The sequence below is a fragment of the Pseudonocardia sp. ZF1 genome (genome assembly GCF_056835605.1).
The window spans coordinates 1,776,512-1,801,019 of record NZ_JAJNBY010000001.1 but is presented as its reverse complement, the minus strand read 5'-3'; the positions used below and the strand labels follow the sequence as shown (position 1 = coordinate 1,801,019).

Sequence of the window (24,508 nt, the reverse complement as noted above, 5' to 3'; positions counted from 1 at the left end):
TATCAGCGCTTCCCGTTCGGCAGGGCCAGTCGGTTGATCGTGCCCAGGACCTGCATGTACTGCTTCCACAGCGGCCCGGTCGTGTACTCCAGCCCGTACTCCCGGCACAGCTCCCGCACCTCGGGCGCGATCTCGGCGTAGCGGTTGCTGGGCAGGTCGGGGAACAGGTGGTGCTCGATCTGGAAGGACAGCTGGCCGGTCATCAGATGGAAGAACCGGCCGCCCTCGAGGTTGGCCGAGCCCAGCAGCTGACGGACGTACCACTCGCCGCGGCTCTCGTCCTCCAGCTGCTCCTCGGTGAACTGCACCGCGCCGGTCGGGAAGTGCCCGCAGAAGATGACCGCGTGCGACCAGACGTTGCGCACCAGGTTCGCGGTGAGGTTGCCCGCGAGCACCGGCAGGAAGAACGGCCCGGCCAGCGCGGGGAACGCGACGTAGTCCTTCAGGATCTGGCGCCCGGTCTTGCGACCGATCGACTTGACCTGCTGCCACACCCGGCTCAGCGGCTTCTCCCCCGCCACGACCTTCTCGACCTCGAGGTCGTGCAGCGCGACGCCGTACTCGAAGAACAGGCTGAGCAGGAGGTTGTACAGCGGGTTGCCCAGGTAGTACGGCGTCCACCGCTGCTCCTCGGACAGCCGCAGGATCCCGTAGCCCACGTCGCGGTCCTTGCCGACGACGTTGGTGTAGGTGTGGTGCATGTAGTTGTGCGAGTGCTTCCACTCCGCCGAGGACGAGACGTTGTCCCACTCCCAGGTCGACGAGTGGATCTTCGGGTCACGCATCCAGTCCCACTGGCCGTGCATGACGTTGTGACCGATCTCCATGTTCTCGAGGATCTTGGCGATCGAGAGCATGGCGGTCCCGGCGATCCAGGCCGGGGGCAGGACACCGGCGAACAGCAGCGCGCGGCCGCCGATCTCCAGCGCCCGCTGCTTGCGGATGACGCCGCGGATGTACTCGGCGTCCGAGGCGCCGCGCTCGGCGAGGACCCGGTCACGGATCGCGTCGAGGCGACGGCCGAGCTCCTCGATCTGCTCGGCGGTCAGGTCGGTGGTCGCGGCCACGTCCTCGCGGCGCGAGGACGGCACGAGCTCCAGCACCGGGCGCTGCGGGTGCTGCTCGCGGCCGGTCTCCTCGGGGCCGGGCTCGGCGTGCGTGGGGTTCTCCAGGACGGCGGTCATGAGGACCTCCTTCGGTCGGAGCGGGTGTGTCAGGGAAGGTCGATGCGGGCGGGCCCGCACGCGGAGTTGATGCAGGTCTGGACCAGGTCGCCGGGCTCGCCGTGCGCCTCGCCGGTGCGCAGGTCGCGCACCCGGCCCTCGCGCAGCGGCAGCACGCAGCCGAAGCAGATGCCCATCCGGCAGCCGCTGGGCATGAGCTTCCCGGCGGCCTCCCCCGCCTCGAGGAGGCTCTGGCCGGACTCGACGACGACGTCGTCGCCGCCGAGGTCGACGGTGCCGCCGGTGCCCTCGGTGGCGCGGGCCGGCGGGGTGAAGCGCTCGGCGGTGACGCCGTCCCAGGCGTCCTCCAGGGCGTCGAGCAGGCCGTCGGGGCCGCAGGCGTACACGGCCCGGTCGGCCCGGTCGGCGACGGCGGCGTCGAGGGTCGCGGGGTCGAGCCGCCCGGAGACGGCGCTGTGGCGCAGCACGACCCGCAGCGACGGGTGCCGCGCGGCGAGGCCGGCCAGCTCGGCGCGGAAGATCGTGTCCTCCGGCGTGCGGGCGCCGTGCACGAGCACGACGTCGGGCATCGTCCCGGCGCGGTCGAGCGTGCGCAGCATGCCCATCACCGGGGTGATGCCGCTGCCCGCGGTGACGAACAGCAGCTTCTCCGGGAGCGGGTCGGGCAGGACGAAACCGCCCGCCGCCTGGTCGAGCTCGACGATCGTGCCGATCGGCAGGTCGCGGACCAGGGTCGGCGACACGGCGCCGCCGTCGACCTCCTGCACGGTCACGGTGAGGTGCTCCGCGCCCTCGGGGGAGGTCAGCGAGTAGCTCCGGGTGAGCCGGACGCCGTCGACCTCGACGCCGATGCCGACGTACTGGCCGGCGCGGTGTCCGGCCCAGGCGCGCCCGGGCTCGATGGTCACCGAGACCGCACGGCCGGTCTCGCGGCGACGGGCGACGACCCGGCCGCGCAGCGACGTGGTCGACCAGAGCGGGTCGACCAGCGTCAGGAAGTCCTCGGGCAGCAGCGGGGTCGTGAGGGCGCTCGCGGCGGCCAGCAGGCCCCGGCGGCGCGTGGTCGTGCCTGGAGCGGATCGGAACATGACATCAACTGTGCACGGTCCGATGTCACATAGCAACCGGGGTCGCCTGGATCCTGTGTCACATGTCCGCCTGCTATTCTCCGTGTCATGGTCGAGGACCCGGAGTCGGCGGACTGGCGCACCATCGACGAGCTGGCGCGGTCCAGCGGTGTCACGGTGCGCAACATCCGCGCCTACCAGTCCCGGGGGCTGCTGCCCCCGCCGCAGGTCAAGGCCCGGACGGGCTACTACGGCCCCGGTCACGCGGCGCGTCTGGAGCTGATCCAGGACCTGCAGGACGAGGGCGTCAAGCTCGACACGATCAAGAAGCTGCTCGACACCACCGGTGGCTCCACCGAGCAGGTCGTGCAGTTCATCCGGACCGTCCGCGCGCTGTTCGCGCCCGAGGACCGGCAGATCGTGCACCTCGCCGAGCTCGCCGAACGGTACGAGAGCACCGACGTCGGCGTCGCCAAGCGCGGGGTCAAGATGGGCCTGCTGCGCGAGCTGGGCGACGACACCTACGAGGAGATCAGCCCGCGGCTGATGAACGCCGCCGCCGAGCTGACCGGTCTCGGCATCCCGATCACCCGCTCGCTCGACGTCGTCGAGCAGCTGCGCAAGCACGCCGACGCCGTCGCCCGGCTCTACGTCGACCTGTTCCTCGGCGAGATCTGGCAGCCCTTCGACGCCGAGGGCCGTCCCGACGACCAGTGGCCGCGCGTCTACGAGACGATCGAGCGGATGCGCCGTATCTCCGGCGAGGTCATGATCGCCGTGCTGGAGCTGGCCGTGGCCGAGCGGGTCGACGTCACCTTCGGCCGCGACATCGTGCGCAACGTGAAGACCACGAGCGCGGGCCCCACGGTCGCACCCGACGCCGCGGGGCCGTCCGCGGACGGGGCGGAGCCGTCCTGACCACCGGCGCCGGTCAGCGCCCGCGCAGCGCGCGGGAGACGACGGCCCGGGTGTCGGCGGGGTCGATGACGTCGTCGATCTCGAACACGGTCGCCACGCCGAGCGCCTTGCCGCGCTCGTAGTACCCGGCGACGAGCTCGTCGTAGCGGGCCCGCCGCGCGGTCTCGTCGGTGATCGCGGCCAGCTCGTCGCGGAAGCCGAGGCGGACCGCGCCCTCCAGCCCCATCCCGCCGAACTCGCCGGTGGGCCAGGCCACGGTCAGCACCGGTGCGTGCAGGTCACCGCCGGCCATCGCCATCGCGCCGAGGCCGTAGCCCTTGCGCAGGACGACCGTCACCAGCGGCACCGTCAGCCGTGCGCCGGCGACGAACATCGCCCCGAACCGGCGGACGGTCGCGGTGCGCTCGGCGTCCGGGCCGACCATGAACCCCGGGGTGTCGCACAGCGACACGACCGGCAGCCCGCGGGCCTGGCACAGCGTCAGGAACGCGGTGGCCTTGTCCGCGGCGTCGCCGTCGATCGCGCCACCGAGGTGCTCGGGGTCGTTGGCGATCACGCCGACGGCGCGGCCGTCGAGCCGGGCCAGTGCGGTGACCATCCCCGCGCCGAACCCGCCGCGCAGCTCGACGACGGAACCGGTGTCGCACAGGGTGTCGACGACGCGGCGGACGTCGTAGGCGCGCAGCCGGTTCTCCGAAACGAGGTGGCGCAGCAGCCGCTGGTCGGCGTGCCCGCCGGCCACCGGGTCCCCGGCGACGTGACGCAGGTACCGGCGGGCCGCGGCGGCCGCGGCCCGGTCGTCGGGCACGAGCAGGTCGACCACGCCGTTCGCCCACTGCACCGGCATCGGTCCGACGTCACCGGGTGCGACGACGCCGAGCCCGCCGCCCTCGATCATCGCCGGGCCGCCCATGCCCAGGCTGCTGCCCTCGGTCGCGACGATCAGCTCGCAGGCCCCGGCGAGGGCCGCGTTGCCGGCGAAGCAGTAGCCGGCGACGACCGCGACGGTCGGGACCCGGTCGCGCAGGCGGGCGAACAGCCGGAAGGTCGGCACGTCGAGCTGGGTGACGGCGGAGGTGTCGGTGTCCCCCGGCCGGCCGCCGCCGCCCTCGGCGAACACGACGACCGGCAGCCGGTCGCGCTCGGCGAGCTCGAGGAGCCGGTCGGTCTTGCGGTGGTTGAGCACGCCCTGGGTGCCGGCGAGCACGGTGTAGTCGTAGGCCAGCACGGCGACCGGGCGTCCGCCGACGGTCCCGGTGCCGGTGACGATCCCGTCGGCGGGGGTGCGGGCGACGAGCTCGGCGGTGCTGCGACGGGCCCGCTGCGCCGCCAGGGTCAGCGCGCCGTACTCGACGAGGCTGTCGGGGTCGAGCAGGTCGGCGACGTTCTCCCGGGCGGTGCGCCGCCCCGCCGACCGCCGGCGTGCGACGGCGGCGGGCCGGCCGGCGTCGAGCCCGCCGTGGCGGCGGTCGCGGACCTCGGCCAGGTCGGGCCGGATCCGGTCGGGGTCGAGGTCCTCGGTACGGCCGGGGGCGTCCGCGGCGTCGGCGTCGGCGAGGACGGCGAGCAGCTCCCCCGCCTCGACCGCGTCCCCGACGGCGACGACGACCGTCTCCACCCGGGCCGGCCGCTCCGCGGTGACCGGGTGCTCCATCTTCATCGACTCGAGGACGACGACCTCGCCGCCCGCGGCGACGACCTGCCCGGCCCGGGTGGGCAGCGCCACGACGACGCCGGGCCGGGACGCGCGCACGGCGGTCCGGTCCGCGGGGACCTCGACCGCCGGGCCCGGCGCCGATCCGTTCCCGGCGGCGTCACCGGCCGCAGACGCACCGGGCGCCGGCGCACCGGTCGCGGGAAGCACGGTCTCGCGGGGCGCCGCGGCCAGCTCGGCCAGGTGCCTGTCGACGAAGGTGGTGTCCAGGGTCCCGTCGACCAGCTCGGGGCGGGCGAGGACGGCCTGCAGCAGCCCCAGGGTGACCGCGACGCCGGCCACGTCGAACCCGGCGAGGGCACGCCGGGTGGCGGCGGCCGCGGCCTCCGGCGTCGCCCCGCGGGCGACGACCTTGGCCAGCAGCGGGTCGTAGCGCGGCCCGACCCGGTACCCGGCGTAGCCGTGGGTGTCGACGCGGACCCCGCGCCCGGCGGGCGGCTGGAAGCGGGTCAGGGTCCCGGCGGCCGGGACGAGGGTCCCGTCCTGCCCGACGGTCTCGGTCGTCACCCGGGCCTGCACCGCGGCCCCGCGCGGCGCGGGCGGGGCGACGAGGCCGAGGTCGGCGAGCCGGGCGCCGTAGGCGACCCGCAGCCCCAGCTCGACGAGGTCGAGGCCGGTGGTCTCCTCGGTGACGGTGTGCTCGACCTGGATCCGCGGGTTGACCTCCAGGAAAGCGATCTCCTGCCCGGCGAGCAGGAACTCGACGGTGGCGAGGCCGCGGTAGCCGTCGCACAGGCGCAGCGCGGCCTCGTGCAGCCGTGTGCGCACCGGGGCGGGCACGGCGGGGGCGGGCGCGATCTCGACGAGCTTCTGCCGGCGGCGCTGCGCGGAGCAGTCCCGGTCCCCCAGCACGACGGCGCCGGTGCCGTCACCGAGGACCTGCACCTCGACGTGCCGGGCGGCCGGCAGGAGGCGTTCGACCTGCACCGCACCGTCGCCGAACGCGGCGAGCGCCTCGGACGAGCAGCGGGCGACGGCGTCGTCGAGGTCGGCCGGGTCGGTGACCGGGCGCATCCCGCGCCCGCCGCCGCCGGAGCGGGCCTTGACCATGACGGCGCCGCCGGGGCCGAGGCGGGACAGCAGCGCGGCGCCGTCGGCGGGTTCGACGGCCTCCAGCACCGGTACGCCGAGCGCGCCCGCGTGGTCGCGGGCGGCGGCCTTGTCCCCGAACAGCTCCAGCGTCCGCGGCGACGGCCCGACGAACACCACGCCGGCGTCCGCGCAGGCCCGGGCCAGCGCCGGGCTCTCGGAGGCGAACCCGTAGCCGGGGTGCAGCGCACCGGCCCCGCCGTCGACGGCGGCCCGCACCAGCGCATCGACGTCGAGGTAGGCGGCGGCGCCGGTGCCGGGCAGCGCGACGGCGGCGTCGGCGCGGGCGACGTGCGCGCAGGCGGCGTCGTCGGCCGCGTGCACGGCGACCGTGCGCACGCCCAGCGCCGACGCCGTCTCCATGATCCGGACCGCGATCTCGGCGCGGTTGGCGACGAGCAGCGCCCCGGGGAGCGTAGGACTCAGGACAGCAGGCCCGCGGCCCGCAGCGCGGCGCGGACGTCCTCGTGGTGCCACTCGTCCAGCGGCACCAGCGGCAGCCGGATCCCGCCGGGCATGAGCCCCAGCTCGGCCAGCGCCCACTTCACCGGGATCGGGTTCGGCTCGGAGAACAGCGCCGCGTGCAGGCCCGCGAGGTCGGCGTCGAGCGCGGAGGCGGTCTCGGCGTCACCGGCGACGGCGGCCTTGCACATCCGGGCCATCGTCTCGGGGGCGACGTTCGCCGTCACCGAGATGTCGCCGTGGAACCCGGCGAGCATCGACGCGCGGGCGGTGCCGTCGTCACCGGAGTACAGCGCGAAGTCGTCCAGGCCCAGCGCGACGAGCTCGCGGACCCGGTCCAGGTCGCCCTTGGCCTCCTTGAGACCGACGATGTTCGGGATCTCCGCCAGCCGGGCCACCGTCGACGGCAGCATGTCGCAGGCCGTGCGGCCCGGGACGTTGTAGAGGTACTGCGGGATGTCGACGGTCTCGGCGATCCGCTTGAAGTGCTGGTAGAGGCCCTCCTGCGGGGGCTTGTTGTAGTACGGCGTCACGAGCAGCGCGCCGTCGGCGCCGGCCGCCCGCGCGGCGCGGGTCAGGTGGATCGCCTCGGCGGTGGAGTTCGCCCCGGTGCCGGCGATGACCGGGACCCGGCCGTTCGCGACCTCGATGGTGCGCCGCATGACCTCGGTGTGCTCGAGCACCGACAGCGTGGACGACTCGCCGGTCGTGCCGACCGAGACGATCGCCGCGGTGCCCGCGTCGACCTGCCGCTCGACGAGCTCGCCGAGGGCCGTGTGGTCGACCTCGCCGCTGTCGTGCATCGGGGTCACGATCGCGACGATGCTTCCGGTGATCATGCCGGGCCTCCCTGGTACCGCTGCTCCTGCCGGTGCGACCGTAGCAAGCGGGACCGACGTCCCGGTGCGGGTTTCCTCTCAGCCGCCGGCTCAGCCCAGGGCCAGCCGGGCGGGCTGGACCGACCGCGTGATCCGGCGCACCGCCTGCACCGCGATCGCCCCGGCCGCGACCGTCGCGACCAGGGTGACGGCGATCGGCCGGTCGCCCGCCACGATGCCGATCAGCGCCCAGCACAGCGCTCCGGCGAAGCCCGCGAACCCGGCGGTGGAACCGACGACCGACAGCACGACCGCGGTGAGGATCACGAGCAGCAGGATGGCCGCGACCTGCGGGAGCACCCCGTCGGACGGCAGCCCGACCGCGACGCCGGCCGCCATCAGACCCAGCACCAGCGCGGCCGAGGCCCAGCCGAGGTAGATGGCCAGCGGCAGCCGCATCGCCAGCCGTTCCGCCCAGCCGTCGGCGACGCCGCGGGACAGCCGTCCGTAGACGACACCGAGCGCGACGACGAGCAGGACCAGCAGCACCTCGGCGGTGACCACCCAGCGGTTCGAGAAGGCCGCGATCCACAGCGGGTTGAGCACCGCGGTCGCCGCGACCCACCAGCCGACGCGGCGGTGCACCTCGCGGCCGCGCTGGCCGGGCAGCAGGGCGTAGCCGGCGTAGACCAGCACGCCCAGGTAGATCAGCCCCCAGATCGAGAACGCCCAGCCCGCGGCCAGCAGCGGGGTGTCGTAGTCGCGCGCGACGGCGCCGATCCCCGACCCCCCGAACGCCGACACGAGCACCTGCAGGATCGCCAGGACCGCCACGACGACTCCACGGACCAGGTCCGCGGTCGTCGGGCGCGGGGTGAGCACGGTCATGGCCCACATGGTGGACCGCGGGGACGCCCTCTGCCATCCGGCCGTCGGGGGGAATCGATCTTCCCGCGGGCCGGGGGTCAGCCGAGCGGCAGGAAGAACAGGTGGACGTCGCGCGCGTCCTCCGGGGAGAGCAGCACCCCGCCGGGCAGCCTGCCGTACTCGACGAAGCCGCGGGCGGCGTAGAACGCGGGCAGCGGGGTGCCGCCGCGGGCGCCGAGGGTCAGCATCGCCAGGCCCGTCTCCCGGGCGTGGGTGACGGCGGCGTCGAGCAGGACCGTACCGAGACCACGTCCCTGCAGGTCCGGGTGCACCATGAGGCGCTGCACGTCCGCGCGGTGCGCGGCGATGCCGGTGCCCGGGACCAGGAAGACCGTGCCCAGCGGGGCGGTGTCCTCCCCCAGCACGAACATCAGGGACGCGCCGGACCGGGCGGCGTCGACGGTCTCGACCGCCAGCGCGCGGACCTCGTCCGGGTCGGCGCCGGGCACGAAGTCCACGGCGCCGCCGGCCTCGGTCACGGCGATCCAGAGATCACCGAGCGCGGCGGCGGCGCCGGGGCGGGGGTCGACGACCCGGCGGACGGCCGGGACGCCTGCGGTCACAGGTTCGGGAACCAGAGCTTGATCTCCCGGTCGGCCGACTCCGGGGAGTCCGAGCCGTGCACCAGGTTGGAACCGGTCTCCAGGGCGAGGTCGCCACGGATGCTGCCGGGGGTGGCCTTCTCCACCGGGTCGGTGCCGCCGGCGATCTGCCGCCAGGCGGCGATGGCGCGGGGGCCCTCGACGACCGCGGCCAGGACCGGGCCGGAGGTGATGAACGACAGCAGCTCCTCGAAGAAGGGCTTGCCGTCGTGCTCGGCGTAGTGCTGGGCGGCCAGCTCACGGTCCACCGTGCGCAGGTCGAGGGCCACCAGGCCGAGGCCCTTGCGCTCGATGCGCGAGACGACCTCACCGACGAGCTTGCGCGCGACGCCGTCGGGCTTGACCAGGACGAGAGTGCGTTCAGTCACGCGCGACAGGGTAGCGACGACCCACCGGGGGTCCGGCACCCACCGTCACGAGTGCGCCCGGACCGCCGTGTGTCAGTCCTGCTGCTGCGACGGCAGCGTCCCCGCCGCCATCCGGCGGGCCACCTCGCGCCGCATCCAGACCAGGACCGCCCACACGAGGATGAACACCACCGCGACCACGACCAGCGAGGACAGGAACACCAGCGCCGCGACGAGCAGCGCCCCCTGCAGCACCAGTGCCGCGGTGAGCCCCCACGGCCGCCGCTGCACCCCGGACGCCAGGATCATGGCGACGGCGATGCCCGCCACCACCCCGAAGCCGAGCGCGGTCGACCCGGTGCCGAAGCGCGGGAGCACCAGCAGCGCCAGGAGGACGACGATCGCCTCCAGGATCAGCGTCGCGGCGAACACGCCGCGGGCACCCTTCATGGGGTCGGTGGGCGGCGGCCGCACACCCTCGGGCACACCCGGCACGTCGCTCACTCCGGTTCCTTCCCGAACAGCGCCCGCGCCTCGCCGACGGTGACGACCGACCCGGTGACGACGACGCCGACCCCGGACCCGCCCGCCTCCTCGGCGATCTCACGGGCCTGCTCGACGGCCTCGGCCAGCGACGGCTCGACACTGACCCGCTCGGAGCCGAACACCTCGGCGGCGAGCGCGCCGAGCTCGTCGGGGTCCATCGCGCGGGGCGAGGAGTTGGTGGTGACGACGACCTCGTGCAGCGCCGGCTGCAGCCCCTCCAGGATGCCGCGGGCGTCCTTGCCCTGCAGCACCCCGATCACGCCGACGAGCCGGGTGAAGCGGAACTCCGAGCCCAGCGCGCCCGCGAGCGCGGTGGCGCCGGCCGGGTTGTGCGCGGCGTCGAGCAGCACGGTCGGCCGGTCCGGCCCGCCCTCGACGGGCTCGAGCCGCCCGGGTGAGCGGACCGAGGCGAACGCGGCGCGGACCGCGTCGGGGTCGAGGGGCTGCGCGGTACCGGCGCCGACCAGTGCCTCGGCCGCGGCCAGTGCGACCGCCGCGTTCGACGCCTGGTGCTCGCCGTGCAGCGGCAGGAAGATCTCGTCGTAGCGGCCGGACAGACCCTGCAGCTCCAGGCGCTGCCCGCCGACGGCGAGCTCCCGCTCCACGACGCCGAACTCGGCGCCCTCCCGGGCGACCTGTGCGCCGACCTCGGCGCAGCGCTCCAGGAGGACCTCGGCGACCCGCTTGTCCTGGGCCGCGAGGACGGCGACCGACCCCTCCTTGATGATCCCGGCCTTCTCGCGGGCGATGTCGGTGATGTCGTCGCCGAGGTACTCGGCGTGGTCGAGCCCGACCGGCAGGACCACCGCCACGTTCCCGTCGGCGACGTTCGTGGCGTCCCAGCGCCCGCCGAGCCCGACCTCGACGACCGCGGCCTCGACCGGGGCGTCGGAGAACGCCGCGAAGGCCATCGCGGTGAGCACCTCGAACTTGCTCAGCGCGGGCGCGTCGCCGCGCTCGGCGTCGACGAGCTCGACCAGCGGCTCGACCTCGCGGTAGGCCGCGACGTAGCGCTCGGGGGTGACCGGGCGGTTGTCCAGGTTGATCCGCTCGGTGGCGCGCTGCAGGTGCGGGCTGGTGTAGCGCCCGGTCCGCAGCCCGATCTCGGTGAGCAGCGCGTCGACCATCCGGGAGGTGGAGGTCTTGCCGTTGGTGCCGGTCAGGTGCACGACCGGGTAGCCGCGCTGCGGGTCGCCCAGCGCGTCGCACAGCGCCTGCATGCGCTCCAGCGACGGCTCCATCACCGACTCCGGCCAGCGCCGGTCCAGCGCCGCGTCGACGGCGAGGAACTCGGCGTAGCCGGTCACCGTGGACTGGGCCGGGACGACGTCGGGGTCTCCCCCGCCGCGGATCTCGTCCAGGACGGCCGCGATCAGGGCCTCCTGGGTGTCCTCCGGTGCCGCGGCGGACGCCTCGGGGTCCTCGGAGCGGTCCTCGCCACCGGGCTCGTCGTCCTGCTGCTGCTCGGCGTCGCCGCCGGACGGCTCACCGTCGGGCGAGTCGCCGAACCCGCCCTCGGCCCACCGGTCGCCGCCGTAGGTCGGCGAGTCGGCCTCGGTGAAGTCGTCGAACTCGTCGTACTCCTTCGCCACGGCGGGATCAGGCCTCCGGGAGCGCGGCGAGCCGCGCGGTGATGCGGTCGATGTCGGCGACGGCGGTCGCGTGCCGGGCACGGATCCCGTCGACGACCTCGGCCGGTGCCTTCTCGGTGAACTTGGGGTTGGTCAGCTTCTTGTCCGCCTGGTCGCGCTCCTTCTCGGCGACGGCGAGGTCCTTGCCGAGCCGGGCCCGCTCGGCGGCGACGTCGATCGCCCCCGAGGTGTCCAGCTCGACGGTGACCGGACCGCCGGAGGTGGCGACCTCGAAGCTCGCGGTGGCGGCGAAGTCGTCACCGGCCGGGTCGAGCCGGTTGAGGAAGCGCAGCGCGCGCTCGTGCGCGGCCAGCCCGGCGGCGTCGAGGCCGGTGAGGCGGGCGGCGACGGCCTTGCGGTCGGGCAGCCCCTGCTCGGTGCGGAACCGGCGGACCTCGGTGATGACCTTCTGCGCGTCGGCGACCCGGGCCGTGGCGGCCGCGTCGACCGGCGCGCCGGTGCCCTCGGCCGTCGGCCAGGCCGCGGTCACGACTGTCTCGCCGCCGGTCAGCGCGGTCCACAGCGCCTCGGTGACGAACGGCGCGATCGGGTGCAGCATCCGCAGCAGCGCGTCGAGGACGTGCCCGAGGACGGCCCGGGTGCCCGGCTCGGTGGCCGGGTCGTCGAGCTGGGTCTTGCAGAGCTCGACGTACCAGTCGGCCAGCTCGTCCCAGGCGAAGTGGTAGAGCCCCTCGGTCGCCTTGGCGAACTGGTAGCCGTCGAGCAGCTCGTCGGTCTGCGCGCGGACCTCCGCGAGCCGGCCCAGGATCCAGCGGTCGGCGTCGGTCCGGTCGGCGTGCGCGGGCAGCGGCAGGCTCGCGTCCGCGCCCTTGGCCAGGGCGAACCGGGTGATGTTCCAGAGCTTCGTGGTGAAGTTCCGGGACCCGGCGACCCACTCCTCCGACAGCGACATGTCGGTGCCGGGGTTGGAGCCGCGGGCGATGGTGAACCGGAGCGCGTCCGCGCCGTAGGAGTCGATCAGCGCCAGCGGGTCGATGACGTTGCCCTTGGACTTCGACATCTTCTTGCCGTGCTCGTCGCGGATGAGCCCGTGCAGGTAGACGTCGCGGAACGGGGCCTTCCCCATCACGTAGGTCCCGAACATCATCATCCGGACGACCCAGAAGAACAGGATGTCGTAGCCGGTGACCAGGACCGAGTTCGGGTAGTAGCGCTCCAGGTCCGGGGTCTCGTCCGGCCAGCCGAGCGTGGAGAACGGCCACAGCCCGGAGGAGAACCACGTGTCGAGGACGTCGGGGTCCTGACGCCAGCCCTCGCCCGACGGCGGCTGCTCGTCCGGTCCGACGCAGACGACCTCGCCGGCCGGGCCGTACCAGACCGGGATGCGGTGCCCCCACCAGAGCTGACGGCTGATGGTCCAGTCGTGCATGTTGTCGACCCAGTCGAAGTACCGCTTGGCCTGCTCCTTCGGGTGCAGGACGGTCTCGCCGGAGCGGACGGCGTCGCCCGCGGACCGGGCGAGCGGCTCGACCTTGACGAACCACTGCAGGCTCAGCCGCGGCTCGATCGGGACGCCGGTGCGCGAGTCGTGCCCGACCGAGTGCAGGTAGGGGCGCTTCTCGGCGACGATCCGGCCCTGCGCGCGCAGCTCCTCGCGGATCGCGACGCGCGCCTCGAAGCGGTCCATGCCGTCGAAGCGGGTGCCGGTCCCGGCGATGGTGCCGGCCTCGTCCATGATCGTCGGCATCGGCAGGTCGTGGCGGCGGCCCAGCTCGAAGTCGTTCGGGTCGTGCGCCGGGGTGATCTTGACGGCGCCCGAGCCGAACTCGGGGTCGACGTAGTCGTCGGCGACGACCGGGATCCGACGGCCGGTGATCGGCATCTCGATCTCGGTGCCGACCAGGTGCGCGTAGCGCTCGTCGTCGGGGTGGACGGCGACCGCGGTGTCACCGAGCATCGTCTCGACCCGGGTGGTCGCGACGACGAGCGAGGCGTCCCCGTCGCCGTAGCGCATCGAGACCAGCTCGCCCTCGGTCTCGATGTGGTCGACCTCGATGTCGGAGATCGCCGAGCGCAGCGCCGGGGACCAGTTGACCAGGCGCTCGGCCCGGTAGATCAGTCCGTCGTCGAACATCTTCTTGAAGACGGTGGCGACGGCGCGGGACAGGCCCTCGTCGAGGGTGAAGCGCTCGCGGGACCAGTCGACGCCGTCGCCCAGGCGCTCCATCTGCCCGAGGATCGAGCCGCCGGACTCGGCCTTCCACTGCCAGACCTTCTCGACGAACGCCGCACGGCCGATCGCGTGCCGGTCCGGCTCGCCCGCGGCCGCCATCCGCCGCTCGACGACCGACTGGGTCGCGATGCCGGCGTGGTCCATCCCGGGCAGCCACAGCGCGTCACGGCCCTGCATGCGGGCGCGCCGGGTCAGCACGTCGATGAGCGTGTGGTCCATCGCGTGGCCCAGGTGCAGGCTGCCGGTGACGTTCGGCGGCGGGATGACGATGCAGAACGGGTCCTTGTCCGACGACGGGTCGGCCCGGAAGTACCCGGCGTCGACCCAGCGGCGGTACATGTCGCCCTCTACCTCGCCCGGGGTCCACTTGGCGGGCAGGTCGGCGGTACGCGCTGGCAGGGTCTCGGTCACATGTCAAGTCTACGAGTCGACACCGACACGTTTCCCGGCCCCCGGACCCGCGCGCTCAGGACCGGAAGTGCGCCTTGGGGATGACCCCGTGCACCCCGACGGTCCGGTCCACCACCTGCGAGACCGCGAAGTCCGCCGCCGCGGAGAGGTAGGCGTAGGCCGTCGCCCGGTCCATGCCCCGGTCCTCCTGCAGGAAGTCGAGCGCGTTGACCACGGCCCGGCGCATCGCGACGTCCAGGTCGCCCTGCTGCCCGCCGATGCTCCCGTCCGGGTCGGAGAGCCCGATGGGCACCCAGGCGTCCGGGGTCTCGCCGAACGGGTGGCCGAAGGCCACCGACGGCGCCGTGCCCTCCCCCGGCCGGCACACGGTGAGCCGGAACGTGGCACGCAGCGAGCCCTCCAGCGCGGTCAGGGCGACCTCCCCGTCACCCATCGCCAGGTGCGGGTCGCCGACGTGGAACAGCGCCCCCTCCGCGCGGACCGGCAGGTAGAACGCCGAGTCCGGGCCGAGCAGCCGGATGTCGATGTTGCCGCCGCCCAGGGTCGGCGGGATCGAGTTCAGCGCCGGGGCGTTCTCCGCGGCGGCCGCGGCGTGGGCCACCCCCATGGTGCCCATGAAGGGCCGCAGCCCGAACGACACCTCCTGCCCCTCGCCGAACGCCAGGTAGCCCTCGGGGCCGTCCGCCCCGTCGCGGACCGGGGTGAACACCGAGACGTTGCCGTAGCGCGCGGGGTCGCCGGTGGCGCGCCCGTCGGTGGCCGGCGGGGGCATGACCTCGTCGAGGGCGATCCCGGCGGGCGGCGCGCCGGACGCGGTGCGCCCGAGCGCCCCCTTCCCGTGCCTGCTGGAGACGACGCCGTAGGGCACCCGGGGCACCGCGGACAGGGTCTCGACCTTCAGGACGTCGCCGGGGCGCGCCCCCTCGACGAACACCGGCCCGGTGATGACGTGCGGGCCGTCGGCGTCGAAGTCGCGCGGCGTGCGCCGGTAGTCCCGGGCGACCGCGACGGCGTCGGAGAGCACACCGTCGGCCGCCACCCCGTGGCGCCCGAACCAGGCGACCGGGTCCCGGCCCTGGTCCTCCAGGATGCCCTCGTGGGAGACGGTCTCGATGGTGACCGTCTGCCCCGACCGCATCGTCAGCACCGGCGCGGCCCCGATCGCCGGGACGTAGCCCCAGCGCACGTCGGCCGGGTCGGACCCGAGGTAGTGGTCGCCGGGGATGTCGCCCGCACCGGGCTGCAGCGGACCGTCCGGCAGCGCGGCCGCGACGGACCCGGGGGCGGCGGACGTGCCGCAGCCGGCCAGCCCTCCGGCCGCGGTGACGGCGGCGGCCGCGCGGAGGAAGTCGCGCCGGCCGAGCGCGGCGAGCAGCGGGCGGGGATCGGGGGAGCCATGTCCCCACCCTCACCCGCGTCCGTTACGTCCGGATCACCGCTCGTTTACGCCCGGCCCGCGGGCAGCAGCAGGCACCACGGCCGCGGCCACCCCAGCACCCCGCCGACGGCCGCCGGGTCGCCCCGCCGGAGCAACGCCGGGTCGAACGCCCGCACCCGGCCGGAGCCGGGCTCGTAGACGCGCCACCGGCCGTCGGCGTCGACGCCCAGGACCAGCACCCAGTGCCGCGGCAGCCACCGGGACCCGACCAGCAGCGGAACCGGGCCGACGGCGGCGGGCACCGCGGCGAGCGCGTCGCGGGTCGCCGGGCGGATCCGGAACGGTCCCGCGGCGGGTGCGTGCCGGCGCAGCCACGCCCGCATCCCCCACGGCGTCGTCCCCAGGGCGCGCGGCCAGAGCCGGTTGGCCTGGCGGTGCGCGGTCCGCTGGGCGGCGGCGAACCGGTCCGCCACCACGCCGGGCCACCCCGAGCCGGCCAGCACCGCGGTCACCACCAGCACCGAGGGTCCGCACGTGACACCGTCGACCTGGCGGCCGAGCAGGGTGCCGGGTGTGAGCTCGTCCATGGCGGACACCCTCCCCCGGCGGCGCGCGGCGCGGCACCCCCGGGCGGGTCCGTGGGACCGCCGGGCGGCGGCTACGGCTGCCTGCCGGCACGGCCCGGCGGTGGGCGCGTGTGGTCACGGCCGGTCCGGGCGGACACGACCCGGTGTCGCCCGGGTGGTCGGGCGGGTTTCCGGCCTAGGCTCGGCGACATGCCCGTTCTCTCACCCGAGGTCGTCGAGTTCCTGAACCACGGCACCCGGACCGGAATGCTCGGCTGGACGGCGAAGGACGGGCGCCCGCTCGTCGCGCCGGTCTGGTTCCTCGTCGAGGACGACACGATCGTCTTCGACACCGGGGCGGACACCGCGAAGGGACGGGCGATCGTCCGCGACCCGCGGGTCGTGCTCACCGCCGACCTGCCCGCACCGCCGTACGCCTTCGTGCAGGTGCAGGGTGTCGCCGAGATCAGCACGGACCCCGACGAGCTCCTGCGCACCGCGACCGCGCTCGGAGGCCGCTACATGGGCGCCGACCGGGCCGAGGAGTTCGGCCGGCGCAACGGCGTGCCCGGCGAGCTCGTCGTCCGGATCCGCCCGACGAAGGTGGTCGCCCACCTCGACATGACGGCGTGATCGGTTGACCTGAAGTCCGGTTCACCGTCCACCGTCGCGGCGGGCGATGAGTTCGGCCGTCGGCGTCGGTCCATCACCCCGAGAGGACGGTGGACCATGACGCAGCTCGACCTCCGGCACGGCACGCAACGGGTCTTCGCGCACCTGCTGGTGAGCACCCTGGTCGTGTCGGTCGTGAACTTCACGGTGTGGTTCGCCGTGACGTTCTGGGTGTTCCTGGAGACGGGGTCGGTCGCGGCGACCGGCATCATCGCCGGGATCTTCCTGGTGGCGACGGCGCTGACCGGGATCCCGTTCGGCGGGGTCGTGGACCGGTTCGGCAAGCGCGCGGTCATGCAGGTCTCGGCGGCGGTGTCCGCCGTGGTCTACGCGCTGTGTCTGGCCCTGCTGCTGCTCGCCCCCGACGGGGCGTTCCGCGACCCGACGGGCCCGTTGCTGTGGACGCTGGTCGTCGCGCTGATGCTGGGGGTGATCGCCGGGAACCTGCGCACGATCGCGCTCCCGACCCTGGTCACCCTGCTCGTCCCGGCCGCGGTCCGGGACCGCGCCAACGGACTGGTCGGGACCGCGACCGGGGTGAGCTTCCTGGTCACCTCGGTCGCGTCCGGGCTGCTCGTCGCGGTGGACGGGATGCGGTCGGTGCTCGTCGCCGCCCTCGTCGTGCTGGTCGTGTCGCTGGTGCATCTGTCACGGGTCCGGATCCCGGCCGTGCCCGCACCGGCCGGCCCGGCCGTCCCCGTGACCGTCGAGGAGCGGGGCGGCCTCGACCTGCGCGGCACCGTCCGGCTCGTCGCGGGTGTGCCGGGGCTGCCCGCACTGATCGTGTTCTCCTGTGTGAACAACCTGCTCGGCGGGGCGTTCATGGCGCTGATGGACCCCTACGGCCTGTCGATGATGTCGGTCGCGGCCTGGGGGCTGCTGTGGGGCGTGCTGTCCGCCGGGGTGATCGTCGGCGGGCTCCTCGTCGCCCGGATCGGGCTGGGCAGCCGCCCGGTCCGGTCGTTGCTGCTGGTCAACGCCGTGCTCTGGGCCTCGACGATGCTGTTCCCGCTGCAGGCCTCGATCCTGCTGCTCACGCTCGGCATGGCGGTGTTCATGCTGCTCATGCCGTTCGCCGAGGCCGCCGAGCAGACCGTGCTGCAGCGGGTCGTGCCCTACGGGCGGCAGGGCCGGGTCTTCGGGTTCGCGCAGAGCGTGGAGCAGGCCGCGTCGCCGCTGACCGCGTTCCTGCTGGCCCCGTTCACCGAGCTGGTGATGGTTCCCTACATGAGCGACGGCGGCGCCGGTGCGGCCGCGATCGGCTCCTGGTTCGGCACCGGCACCGCCCGCGCGATCGCCCTGGTGTTCGTGGTCTGCGGCGCCCTGGGCGTGGTGCTGACCCTGGCCGCCCTGGCGAGCCGCCCCTACCGTCGCCTGTCCGCCGCCTACGCGACCGCGCCCACCGGGTCCGTCACCCCCGCCGCGGAGGCCGCCGTGGCCGTGACCACCACCCCCGTCCCCGGACCGGCCACCGCCGCCCGGCTCCCCGCGGAGCCGGACTCCGCACCCCGGCGCTGACCCGGGCGTGGGCACCCGGCCGTCGCCTGGATCCACACCCCCTGGCGGGCTCCCACACCCGTCGCGACAGGTGTGGGTGCCCGCCGGAGGGTGTGGGCGCGGCCGGAGGAGCCGTCGCACCCCGGCCGGGGTCGTCGCACCCGCCGCGGAGGGTGCGACGACCCCCGCAGGGGTGCGGCGGGCCGCCGGTGACCGCCACGGGGGCTCCGGGCGCGGGGGCCGCGTACGCGGGTCGTCAGGTCCGGCGCAGGGTGGTGGTCCAGAGGGAGGCGCCGGCCTGGTCGCGCAGGTGGACCTCCAGGGTCGTCCCGTCGGGGGCGACGTCGAGCTCCCCGAAGTGCTGGAACCCCTCCAGCGGGCTCGCGCCCTGCCGGGACGGTCCGCGCACGAACTCCGCCCGCGGACCGAAGGTCGGGTCGAGCTCGTTCGGACCGAAGGCACCGGCGTGCAGCGGGCCGGACACGAACTCCCAGAACGGGTCGAAGTCGGTGAACGCGGCGCGCTCCGGGGCGTAGTGGTGGGCGGCGGTGTAGTGCACGTCCGCGGTCACCCAGACCACGTTGCGGACCCTCCGCCGGCGAATGCCGGCCAGCACCCCGGCGATCTCGGACTCCCGTCCGCTCGGCGGACCGGGCACCCCGTTGGCCACGGCCTCCCAGGCGGTGTCGCCGTCGGGCACCAGCACGCCGATCGGCATGTCCGAGGCGACGATCTTCCAGGTCGCCCGCGACGACGCGAGCGCGTCGACGAGCCAGCGGGCCTGGGCCTCCCCCAGGATCCGCTCGCCGCGGCCGGTGTTGGCGGAGTTCGCGCCGCGGTAGGTGCGCATGTCCAGCACGAACACCTCGACGTGCGGGCCGAACGGCACCCGCCGGTACACCCGTCCGTCGACGGCGGTGCGTGGGTCGACCGGCTGCCACTCGTGGAACGCGCGGAACCCGCGGGCCGCGAGCACGTCCACCCGCTTCTCGGTGTAGCGCTCCCCCACCTCGCCGGTGAGGATCTCCCCCGGGTACCAGTTGTTGGTGACCTCGTGGTCGTCCCACTGCACGATCTGACCGACCGAGGCGGCGAACCGGCGCAGGTTGTCGTCGCGCAGGTTGTAGGCGAACTGGCCGCGGAACTCGGTCAGGGTCTCGGCGACCTTCGCCTTCTCGGGCGTCATCTCGTTGCGCCACACCCGGCCGTCGGGCAGCGTGACGGTCTCGGTGAGCGGGCCGTCGGCGTAGACGGTGTCGCCGGAGTGCAGGAACAGGTCGGGGTCGCGGTCGGCCATCGCGGAGAAGATCCGCATGCCGCCGGTGGCGCGGTCGATGCCCCAGCCCTGCCCGACGACGTCGCCGGACCACTGGATCCGCACCGGCTCGCCGCGCCCGGGGACCGCCCGGAAGGAGCCGGTCAGCGGCGCGCTCGCGGGACCGCCGTCGAGCGGCTCGGCGACGACGCGGTAGTGCACCCGCCCCCGCGTCGCCGGGACCCGCAGCTTCCCGGTGAGGTCGGTGTCCGGGGTCAGCACCGGGCCGGGGACCCGCAGCGCCCGCCGGAAGTCCGGCGAGCCCGCGACCTCCACGACCATCCGCGACGGCCGGTCGGCGCGGGTCCAGACGAGCCCGGAGCCGGGCCGGACGTCACCGGCGGCGACGCCGTGGGTCAGGACCGGCCGGCCGGAGCGCATCAGGGCGGGTGCGGCCGCACCCGTCCCCGGCAGGGCGAGGGCCGCGGCGCCGGCGAGACCGCCGGCGGCCGCGGTGCGGAACAGGGAGCGTCGGGAGAGAACCACGCCCGCCGTTCTCACCCGGACGAGTGACCATGAACCGGACCGTACGGGTGAACGGCGGGCGAAGACTCAGCCGAACAGGGCGGGGATCTTCAGGACGAGCTCGTACAGCCCGTAGGCGAACGGGACGCCGACCCACACCCAGGCCAGGACGGCCCCGATCCACTGCACCGGCCCCCAGGTCGACGACCCGCCGGTCTCGGCAACGCTGCTCACGCGGTCTCCTTCTGCCGTGTCGAGCCCGGCGCGGCCGCCGCGACGGTGGGCTCGTGGAACTTCCCGTCGACCGGGCGGATCAGCTCGTTGCAGACGAACGCGATGACCAGCAACACGATCATGATGATGAACGCGGTCGTGTAGCGGGCCGGTCCCTCGACACCGGCGTCGATCCGCGCGTCGGCGATCGCGTTGACGATCAGCGGACCGAGGACGCCCGCGGTGGACCACGCCGTCAGCAGGCGGCCGTGGATCGCGCCGACCTGGTAGGTGCCGAACAGGTCCCGCAGGTACGCCGGGACGGTGGCGAACCCGGCGCCGTAGAACGACAGGATCAGCACCGCGGCGACGATGAACAGCGCCCGCGACTGGTTCGGGATCAGCGTGATCAGCAGGTACAGCAGCGCGCCGACGCCCAGGTAGATGCGGTACATGTTCTTGCGACCCAGCACGTCCGACAGCGACGACCAGGCGATGCGCCCGGCCGAGTTCGCCAGCGACAGGATCGCGACGAACCCGCCCGCCGCCGCGGCGAGGGTGGCCGTGGCCCCGTTCTCCGCGAAGAAGTCCTGGAAGATCGGCGAGGCCCGTTCCAGGATGCCGATGCCCGCGGTGACGTTGAAGCACAGCACGACCCACAGCAGCCAGAACTGCGGCGTGCGGATCGCGTTGTTCGCCGAGACGTTGCCGGTCGAGATCATCCCGCTCTTCTTGGCCGTCGACGGGTCCCAGCCCGGCGGCGTCCAGCCCTCGGCGGGCACCCGGATGAGGATCCAGCCGACCGACATGAAGACGAGGTAGATCAGGCCCATCGTGAGGAACGTGGACCCGATGCCGGCCGAGGTGGCCCCGTCACCGGACCCGCCGAACGCCGACAGCAGCGAGTTCGTGAGCGGGGTCGCGATGAGCGCGCCGCCACCGAAGCCCATGATCGCCAGGCCGGTGGACAGACCCGGTCGGTCCGGGAACCACTTGATCAATGTGGAGACCGGCGAGATGTAGCCGATGCCCAGGCCGATGCCGCCGACGAAGCCGTAGCCCAGCACGACCAGCCAGTACTGCTCGGCGTAGAGACCGAGACCCGAGATCAGGAACCCGGCGACGAAACAGCTCGACGCGACGACCATCGCCCAGCGCGGGCCGTTGCTGTCGACCTTCGTGCCGAACAGCGCCGAGGACAGGCCCAGCATGATGATGCCGAGCGTGAAGGGCAGCGCCGTGGCGACGCCCGACAGGTCGAGCGCGTTCGCCAGCGGGGTCTTGAAGACGCTCCAGGCGTAGACCTGGCCGATGGCCAGGTGGATGGACAGCGCGGCCGGTGGGACGAGCCAACGGCTCCATCCGGGTGGAGCGACGATGCGCTCCCGCGTGAGAAATCCGGACATGTCGCCCTCCGTCGTAGTTGACGGAGCAACGCTAAGTAGTGCGGAAGGGTGCAGCAACCCGAGCGGGTCTCGAAACGACAACGCCGGTCCCACCTGCAGGTGGGACCGGCGTCGGGTCGGATCTCGCGGCGGGCTCAGGCCGAGCGGTCGCGCCGCTCCCGGCGCTGCGGCTGGCGCGGGACGATCGTCGGGTTGACGTTGTCCTTCACCGTCTGTGCCGTCACCACGACCTTCGCCACGTCGTCGCGGCTGGGGATGTCGTACATGACCGGGAGGAGCACCTCCTCCATGATCGCCCGCAGGCCACGGGCGCCGGTGCCGCGCAGGATCGCCTGGTCGGCGACGGCGTCGAGGGCGTCCTCGGCGAACTCCAGCTCCACGCCGTCCATCTCGAACAGCTTGCGGTACTGCTTCACCAGGGCGTTCCGCGGCTCGGTCAGGATCTTGACCAGGGCGTCCTTGTCGAGCGAGGTCACCGAGGCGACGATCGGCAGCCGGCCGATGAACTCGGGGATCAGGCCGAACTTGATCAGGTCCTCGGGGAGGGTCTCGGCGAAGCGCTCCGCGGAGTCCAGGTCCTTCTTCGAGCGGATGTCGGCGCCGAAGCCGATACCGGACTGGCCGACCCGCTCGCCGATGATCCGCTCCAGCCCGGCGAAGGCGCCGGCCACGATGAACAGGACGTTCGTCGTGTCGATCTGGATGAACTCCTGGTGCGGGTGCTTGCGGCCGCCCTGCGGCGGGACGCTCGCGGTGGTGCCCTCGAGGATCTTCAGCAGCGCCTGCTGCACACCCTCGCCGGACACGTCGCGGGTGATCGACGGGTTCTCCGACTTCCGCGCGATCTTGTCGACCTCGTCGATGTAGATGATGCCGGTCTCGGCGCGCTTCACGTCGTAGTCGGCGGCCTGGATGAGCTTGAGCAGGATGTTCTCGACGTCCTCGCCCACGTAGCCGGCCTCGGTGAGGGCGGTCGCGTCGGCGATGGCGAACGGGACGTTGAGCATCTTGGCCAGCGTCTGCGCCAGGTAGGTCTTTCCGCACCCGGTGGGGCCGAGCATCAGGATGTTCGACTTGGCGATCTCGATGCCGTCGGAGGCGTCGCCGCCCGCGGCACGGCTGCGCTCGCCCGCCTGGATGCGCTTGTAGTGGTTGTAGACCGCCACCGACAGCGTGCGCTTGGTGGTGGCCTGACCGACGACGTACTGGTCGAGGAACTCGTGGATCTCGGTGGGCTTGGGCAGCTCGTCGAGCTTGACCTCACCGGCCTCGGCCAGCTCCTCCTCGATGATCTCGTTGCAGAGATCGATGCACTCGTCGCAGATGTAGACGCCGGGGCCGGCGATGAGCTTCTTGACCTGCTTCTGGCTCTTCCCGCAGAACGAGCACTTGAGCAGGTCCCCGCCGTCGCCGATGCGTGCCATAGGTGTCGATCCCCAGTCCTGGTCCGGCGTTCTCGCGTCGCGCCCGTCGCCCCGTGCGGGTTGACGGTACCTGCCCGCGGCCCGCACGGGGACCGGAAGCGGTGTCCGGTTCCCCGGCGGGTCGCCGGGCGGTCACCGGCGGCCGGAACCGGCCGCCGGTGACCCGGGTGTCACTTGCCGCCGGCGGTACCGGACAGCTTGCGGCTCTGCACGATCTCGTCGACCAGGCCGTACTCCTTGGCCTCCTCGGCCGTCAGGATCTTGTCCCGGTCGATGTCCTCGCGCACCTGGTCCGCGGAACGGTTCGAGTGCCGCGCGATGACCTCCTCCATCCGCTTGCGGATGCGGGAGATCTCCGCCGCCTGGATCTCCAGGTCCGACACCTGGCCGTACACGCCCTGCGTGGCCGGCTGGTGGATCAGGATGCGGGCGTTCTCGACCGCCATGCGGCGGCCCGGGGTGCCCGCGCACAGCAGCACCGCCGCGGCCGACGCCGCCTGCCCGAGGCAGACGGTCTGGATGTCGGGACGGATGAACTGCATGGTGTCGTAGATCGCCATCAGCGACGTGAACGACCCGCCCGGCGAGTTGATGTACAGCGAGATCTCGCGGTCCGGGTCGAGCGACTCGAGCACCAGCAACTGCGCCATGGTGTCGTTCGCCGAGGTGTCGTTGATCTGCTCACCGAGGAAGATGATGCGCTCCTCGAAGAGCTTGTTGTACGGGTTCGACTCCTTGACCCCGTAGCTGGTGCGCTCCACGTAGGACGGGAGCACGTACCGGGAGCGGGCCGGGTCCGGCGCCCAGCCTCCGGGGCCGCGCAGGTCGGTCATCGACTCCGGGTGGCGAGGGTCGAAGGTGCTCACTTGTCGCTCCCGTTCTGCTCGCCGATCCGCCCGGCGTGCGTCACGACGTGGTCGACGAAGCCGTAGTCCTTGGCCTCCGGCGCGGAGAACCAGCGGTCCCGGTCGGAGTCCCGCTCGATGGTCTCGACCGACTGACCGGTGTGCTGGGCGATCAGCTCCGCCATCTCCCGCTTGGTGCGGCGGAACTGCTCGGCCTGGATGGTGATGTCGGCTTCGGTGCCACCGACGCCCGCGGACGGCTGGTGCATCATGATCCGTGCGTGCGGCAGCGCCGAGCGCTTGCCCGGGGTGCCCGCCGACAGCAGGAACTGCCCCATCGACGCGGCCATGCCCATCGCCGTGGTCGCCACGTCGCACGGGATCAGGTTCATCGTGTCGAAGATGGCCATGCCGTCGGTGACCGAGCCACCGGGCGAGTTGATGTAGAGCTCGATGTCCTTGTCCGGGTCCTCGGCCGCGAGCAGCAGCATCTGCGCCGCGATGCGGTTCGAGATCTCCGCGTCCACCTGCTGACCGAGCACGATGATGCGCTGCTGGAGCAGGCGGTCGTACACGGAGTCGGACAGCGACATCGCGCTGATGCCGGACCGCATCTGCGGCCCGGTGCCGCGGCCCGCGGACGGGCCGGTGTCCTGCTGGCTCACTTCACCCTGCTTTCCGAAGTCGGGCCCGCCCCCGTGGCGCGGACGCCACGGGAGAGGGTCCCGGAGTCTTCCTCTGGATCGCTCTCGGTTCTCCGGTGTCGGGTCTTGCGAACCCGTTCACGGTCCGGTTGGGGACCGGTTCGGAGCCGACC

General features: G+C 73.5%; 21 protein-coding genes. 3 read left to right on the top strand and 18 right to left on the bottom strand.

Features of this window, described 5'->3' with window-relative positions; translation table 11 throughout:
* Window positions 1-2 precede the first annotated feature (2 nt).
* On the bottom strand, window positions 3-1,184 hold the full coding sequence (locus ZF1_RS08925; protein ID WP_224403115.1) for a fatty acid desaturase family protein: 1,182 nt from the start codon (window positions 1,182-1,184) through the stop codon (window positions 3-5).
* A gap of 29 nt (window positions 1,185-1,213) precedes the next feature.
* A complete protein-coding gene (locus tag ZF1_RS08920) occupies window positions 1,214-2,272 on the bottom strand; it encodes a ferredoxin reductase (protein WP_482636974.1) in 1,059 nt (352 codons plus the stop codon).
* Window positions 2,273-2,359: 87 nt separating this feature from the next.
* Here ZF1_RS08920 and ZF1_RS08915 point away from each other — a divergent pair, with 87 nt between their 5' ends.
* Window positions 2,360-3,169, top strand: coding sequence for a MerR family transcriptional regulator (locus tag ZF1_RS08915; protein ID WP_208819397.1), 810 nt, complete (start codon window positions 2,360-2,362; stop codon window positions 3,167-3,169).
* 13 nt (window positions 3,170-3,182) lie between these two features.
* Here the strand turns inward: ZF1_RS08915 and ZF1_RS08910 are convergent, their stop codons facing one another.
* The 10 genes from ZF1_RS08910 to ZF1_RS08865 all read right to left on the bottom strand — a co-directional run bounded on the left by ZF1_RS08910 (window position 3,183) and on the right by ZF1_RS08865 (window position 15,875).
* Window positions 3,183-6,398, bottom strand: coding sequence for an acetyl-CoA carboxylase family protein (locus ZF1_RS08910; protein ID WP_482638688.1), 3,216 nt, complete (start codon window positions 6,396-6,398; stop codon window positions 3,183-3,185).
* Entirely contained in the window at window positions 6,395-7,273 is an 879-nt protein-coding gene (gene dapA, locus ZF1_RS08905) for a 4-hydroxy-tetrahydrodipicolinate synthase (RefSeq protein ID WP_073578071.1), read from the bottom strand. Before dapA ends, ZF1_RS08910 begins: the two co-directional genes overlap by 4 nt.
* A 90-nt stretch (window positions 7,274-7,363) precedes the next feature.
* A complete protein-coding gene (locus ZF1_RS08900) occupies window positions 7,364-8,140 on the bottom strand; it encodes a hypothetical protein (protein WP_476654207.1) in 777 nt (258 codons plus the stop codon).
* A gap of 77 nt (window positions 8,141-8,217) precedes the next feature.
* Window positions 8,218-8,742 carry a GNAT family N-acetyltransferase gene (locus tag ZF1_RS08895; RefSeq protein WP_476654206.1) on the bottom strand — a complete coding sequence of 175 codons (525 nt, stop codon included), beginning with the start codon at window positions 8,740-8,742 and terminating at the stop codon, window positions 8,218-8,220.
* Window positions 8,739-9,149 carry a nucleoside-diphosphate kinase gene (gene ndk / locus ZF1_RS08890; protein ID WP_062404405.1) on the bottom strand — a complete coding sequence of 137 codons (411 nt, stop codon included), beginning with the start codon at window positions 9,147-9,149 and terminating at the stop codon, window positions 8,739-8,741. Before ndk ends, ZF1_RS08895 begins: the two co-directional genes overlap by 4 nt.
* Before the next feature lie 72 nt (window positions 9,150-9,221).
* A complete protein-coding gene (locus ZF1_RS08885) occupies window positions 9,222-9,632 on the bottom strand; it encodes a DUF4233 domain-containing protein (protein ID WP_307799092.1) in 411 nt (136 codons plus the stop codon).
* A complete protein-coding gene (locus ZF1_RS08880; protein WP_374231410.1) occupies window positions 9,629-11,266 on the bottom strand; it encodes a bifunctional folylpolyglutamate synthase/dihydrofolate synthase in 1,638 nt (545 codons plus the stop codon). Before ZF1_RS08880 ends, ZF1_RS08885 begins: the two co-directional genes overlap by 4 nt.
* A 7-nt stretch (window positions 11,267-11,273) precedes the next feature.
* Window positions 11,274-13,910 carry a valine--tRNA ligase gene (locus ZF1_RS08875; RefSeq protein ID WP_482636973.1) on the bottom strand — a complete coding sequence of 879 codons (2,637 nt, stop codon included), beginning with the start codon at window positions 13,908-13,910 and terminating at the stop codon, window positions 11,274-11,276.
* Window positions 13,911-13,965: 55 nt separating this feature from the next.
* On the bottom strand, window positions 13,966-15,096 hold the full coding sequence (locus ZF1_RS08870; protein ID WP_482636972.1) for an acetamidase/formamidase family protein: 1,131 nt from the start codon (window positions 15,094-15,096) through the stop codon (window positions 13,966-13,968).
* 257 nt (window positions 15,097-15,353) lie between these two features.
* On the bottom strand, window positions 15,354-15,875 hold the full coding sequence (locus tag ZF1_RS08865) for a hypothetical protein (RefSeq protein WP_251784743.1): 522 nt from the start codon (window positions 15,873-15,875) through the stop codon (window positions 15,354-15,356).
* 189 nt (window positions 15,876-16,064) lie between these two features.
* Between ZF1_RS08865 and ZF1_RS08860 the strand changes: the two genes are divergently transcribed.
* Together ZF1_RS08860 and ZF1_RS08855 are read left to right on the top strand one after the other, a co-directional pair.
* Window positions 16,065-16,487 carry a PPOX class F420-dependent oxidoreductase gene (locus ZF1_RS08860; RefSeq protein ID WP_346107610.1) on the top strand — a complete coding sequence of 141 codons (423 nt, stop codon included), beginning with the start codon at window positions 16,065-16,067 and terminating at the stop codon, window positions 16,485-16,487.
* Between the two features lie 96 nt (window positions 16,488-16,583).
* Window positions 16,584-18,044 carry an MFS transporter gene (locus tag ZF1_RS08855; protein WP_482636971.1) on the top strand — a complete coding sequence of 487 codons (1,461 nt, stop codon included), beginning with the start codon at window positions 16,584-16,586 and terminating at the stop codon, window positions 18,042-18,044.
* Window positions 18,045-18,279: 235 nt separating this feature from the next.
* Here the strand turns inward: ZF1_RS08855 and ZF1_RS08850 are convergent, their stop codons facing one another.
* The 6 genes from ZF1_RS08850 to ZF1_RS08825 all read right to left on the bottom strand — a co-directional run bounded on the left by ZF1_RS08850 (window position 18,280) and on the right by ZF1_RS08825 (window position 24,305).
* Window positions 18,280-19,824, bottom strand: a complete 1,545-nt coding sequence (locus ZF1_RS08850) for an alkaline phosphatase D family protein (protein ID WP_482636970.1) — start codon at window positions 19,822-19,824, stop codon at window positions 18,280-18,282.
* Between the two features lie 66 nt (window positions 19,825-19,890).
* Window positions 19,891-20,037 (bottom strand): MFS transporter small subunit, encoded by a 147-nt coding sequence (locus ZF1_RS08845; protein ID WP_157818505.1) that lies wholly within the window; start codon window positions 20,035-20,037, stop codon window positions 19,891-19,893.
* Complete coding sequence (locus ZF1_RS08840) at window positions 20,034-21,422, bottom strand: OFA family MFS transporter (RefSeq protein WP_482636969.1); 1,389 nt, start codon at window positions 21,420-21,422, stop codon at window positions 20,034-20,036. The genes ZF1_RS08845 and ZF1_RS08840 overlap by 4 nt, the downstream gene beginning before the upstream one ends.
* 134 nt (window positions 21,423-21,556) lie before the next feature.
* Window positions 21,557-22,846 (bottom strand): ATP-dependent Clp protease ATP-binding subunit ClpX, encoded by a 1,290-nt coding sequence (clpX, locus tag ZF1_RS08835; RefSeq protein WP_020625701.1) that lies wholly within the window; start codon window positions 22,844-22,846, stop codon window positions 21,557-21,559.
* Between the two features lie 170 nt (window positions 22,847-23,016).
* Entirely contained in the window at window positions 23,017-23,679 is a 663-nt protein-coding gene (locus ZF1_RS08830) for an ATP-dependent Clp protease proteolytic subunit (protein ID WP_062404399.1), read from the bottom strand.
* A gap of 29 nt (window positions 23,680-23,708) precedes the next feature.
* On the bottom strand, window positions 23,709-24,305 hold the full coding sequence (locus ZF1_RS08825; protein ID WP_062404398.1) for an ATP-dependent Clp protease proteolytic subunit: 597 nt from the start codon (window positions 24,303-24,305) through the stop codon (window positions 23,709-23,711).
* Window positions 24,306-24,508 lie beyond the last annotated feature (203 nt).

Excerpts from the sequence above, each read along its gene's own strand:
- ZF1_RS08925 (WP_224403115.1), bottom strand. The coding sequence starts at position 1,184 with ATGACCGCCGTCCTGGAGAACCCCACGCACGCCGAGCCCGGCCCCGAG.
- ZF1_RS08920 (WP_482636974.1), bottom strand. The coding sequence starts at position 2,272 with ATGTTCCGATCCGCTCCAGGCACGACCACGCGCCGCCGGGGCCTGCTG.
- ZF1_RS08915 (WP_208819397.1), top strand. The coding sequence starts at position 2,360 with ATGGTCGAGGACCCGGAGTCGGCGGACTGGCGCACCATCGACGAGCTG.
- dapA (WP_073578071.1), bottom strand. The coding sequence starts at position 7,273 with ATGATCACCGGAAGCATCGTCGCGATCGTGACCCCGATGCACGACAGC.
- ZF1_RS08900 (WP_476654207.1), bottom strand. The coding sequence starts at position 8,140 with ATGACCGTGCTCACCCCGCGCCCGACGACCGCGGACCTGGTCCGTGGA.
- ZF1_RS08865 (WP_251784743.1), bottom strand. The coding sequence starts at position 15,875 with ATGGACGAGCTCACACCCGGCACCCTGCTCGGCCGCCAGGTCGACGGT.
- ZF1_RS08860 (WP_346107610.1), top strand. The coding sequence starts at position 16,065 with ATGCCCGTTCTCTCACCCGAGGTCGTCGAGTTCCTGAACCACGGCACC.
- ZF1_RS08855 (WP_482636971.1), top strand. The coding sequence starts at position 16,584 with ATGACGCAGCTCGACCTCCGGCACGGCACGCAACGGGTCTTCGCGCAC.
- ZF1_RS08840 (WP_482636969.1), bottom strand. The coding sequence starts at position 21,422 with ATGTCCGGATTTCTCACGCGGGAGCGCATCGTCGCTCCACCCGGATGG.
- clpX (WP_020625701.1), bottom strand. The coding sequence starts at position 22,846 with ATGGCACGCATCGGCGACGGCGGGGACCTGCTCAAGTGCTCGTTCTGC.
- ZF1_RS08830 (WP_062404399.1), bottom strand. The coding sequence starts at position 23,679 with ATGACCGACCTGCGCGGCCCCGGAGGCTGGGCGCCGGACCCGGCCCGC.
- ZF1_RS08825 (WP_062404398.1), bottom strand. The coding sequence starts at position 24,305 with ATGCGGTCCGGCATCAGCGCGATGTCGCTGTCCGACTCCGTGTACGAC.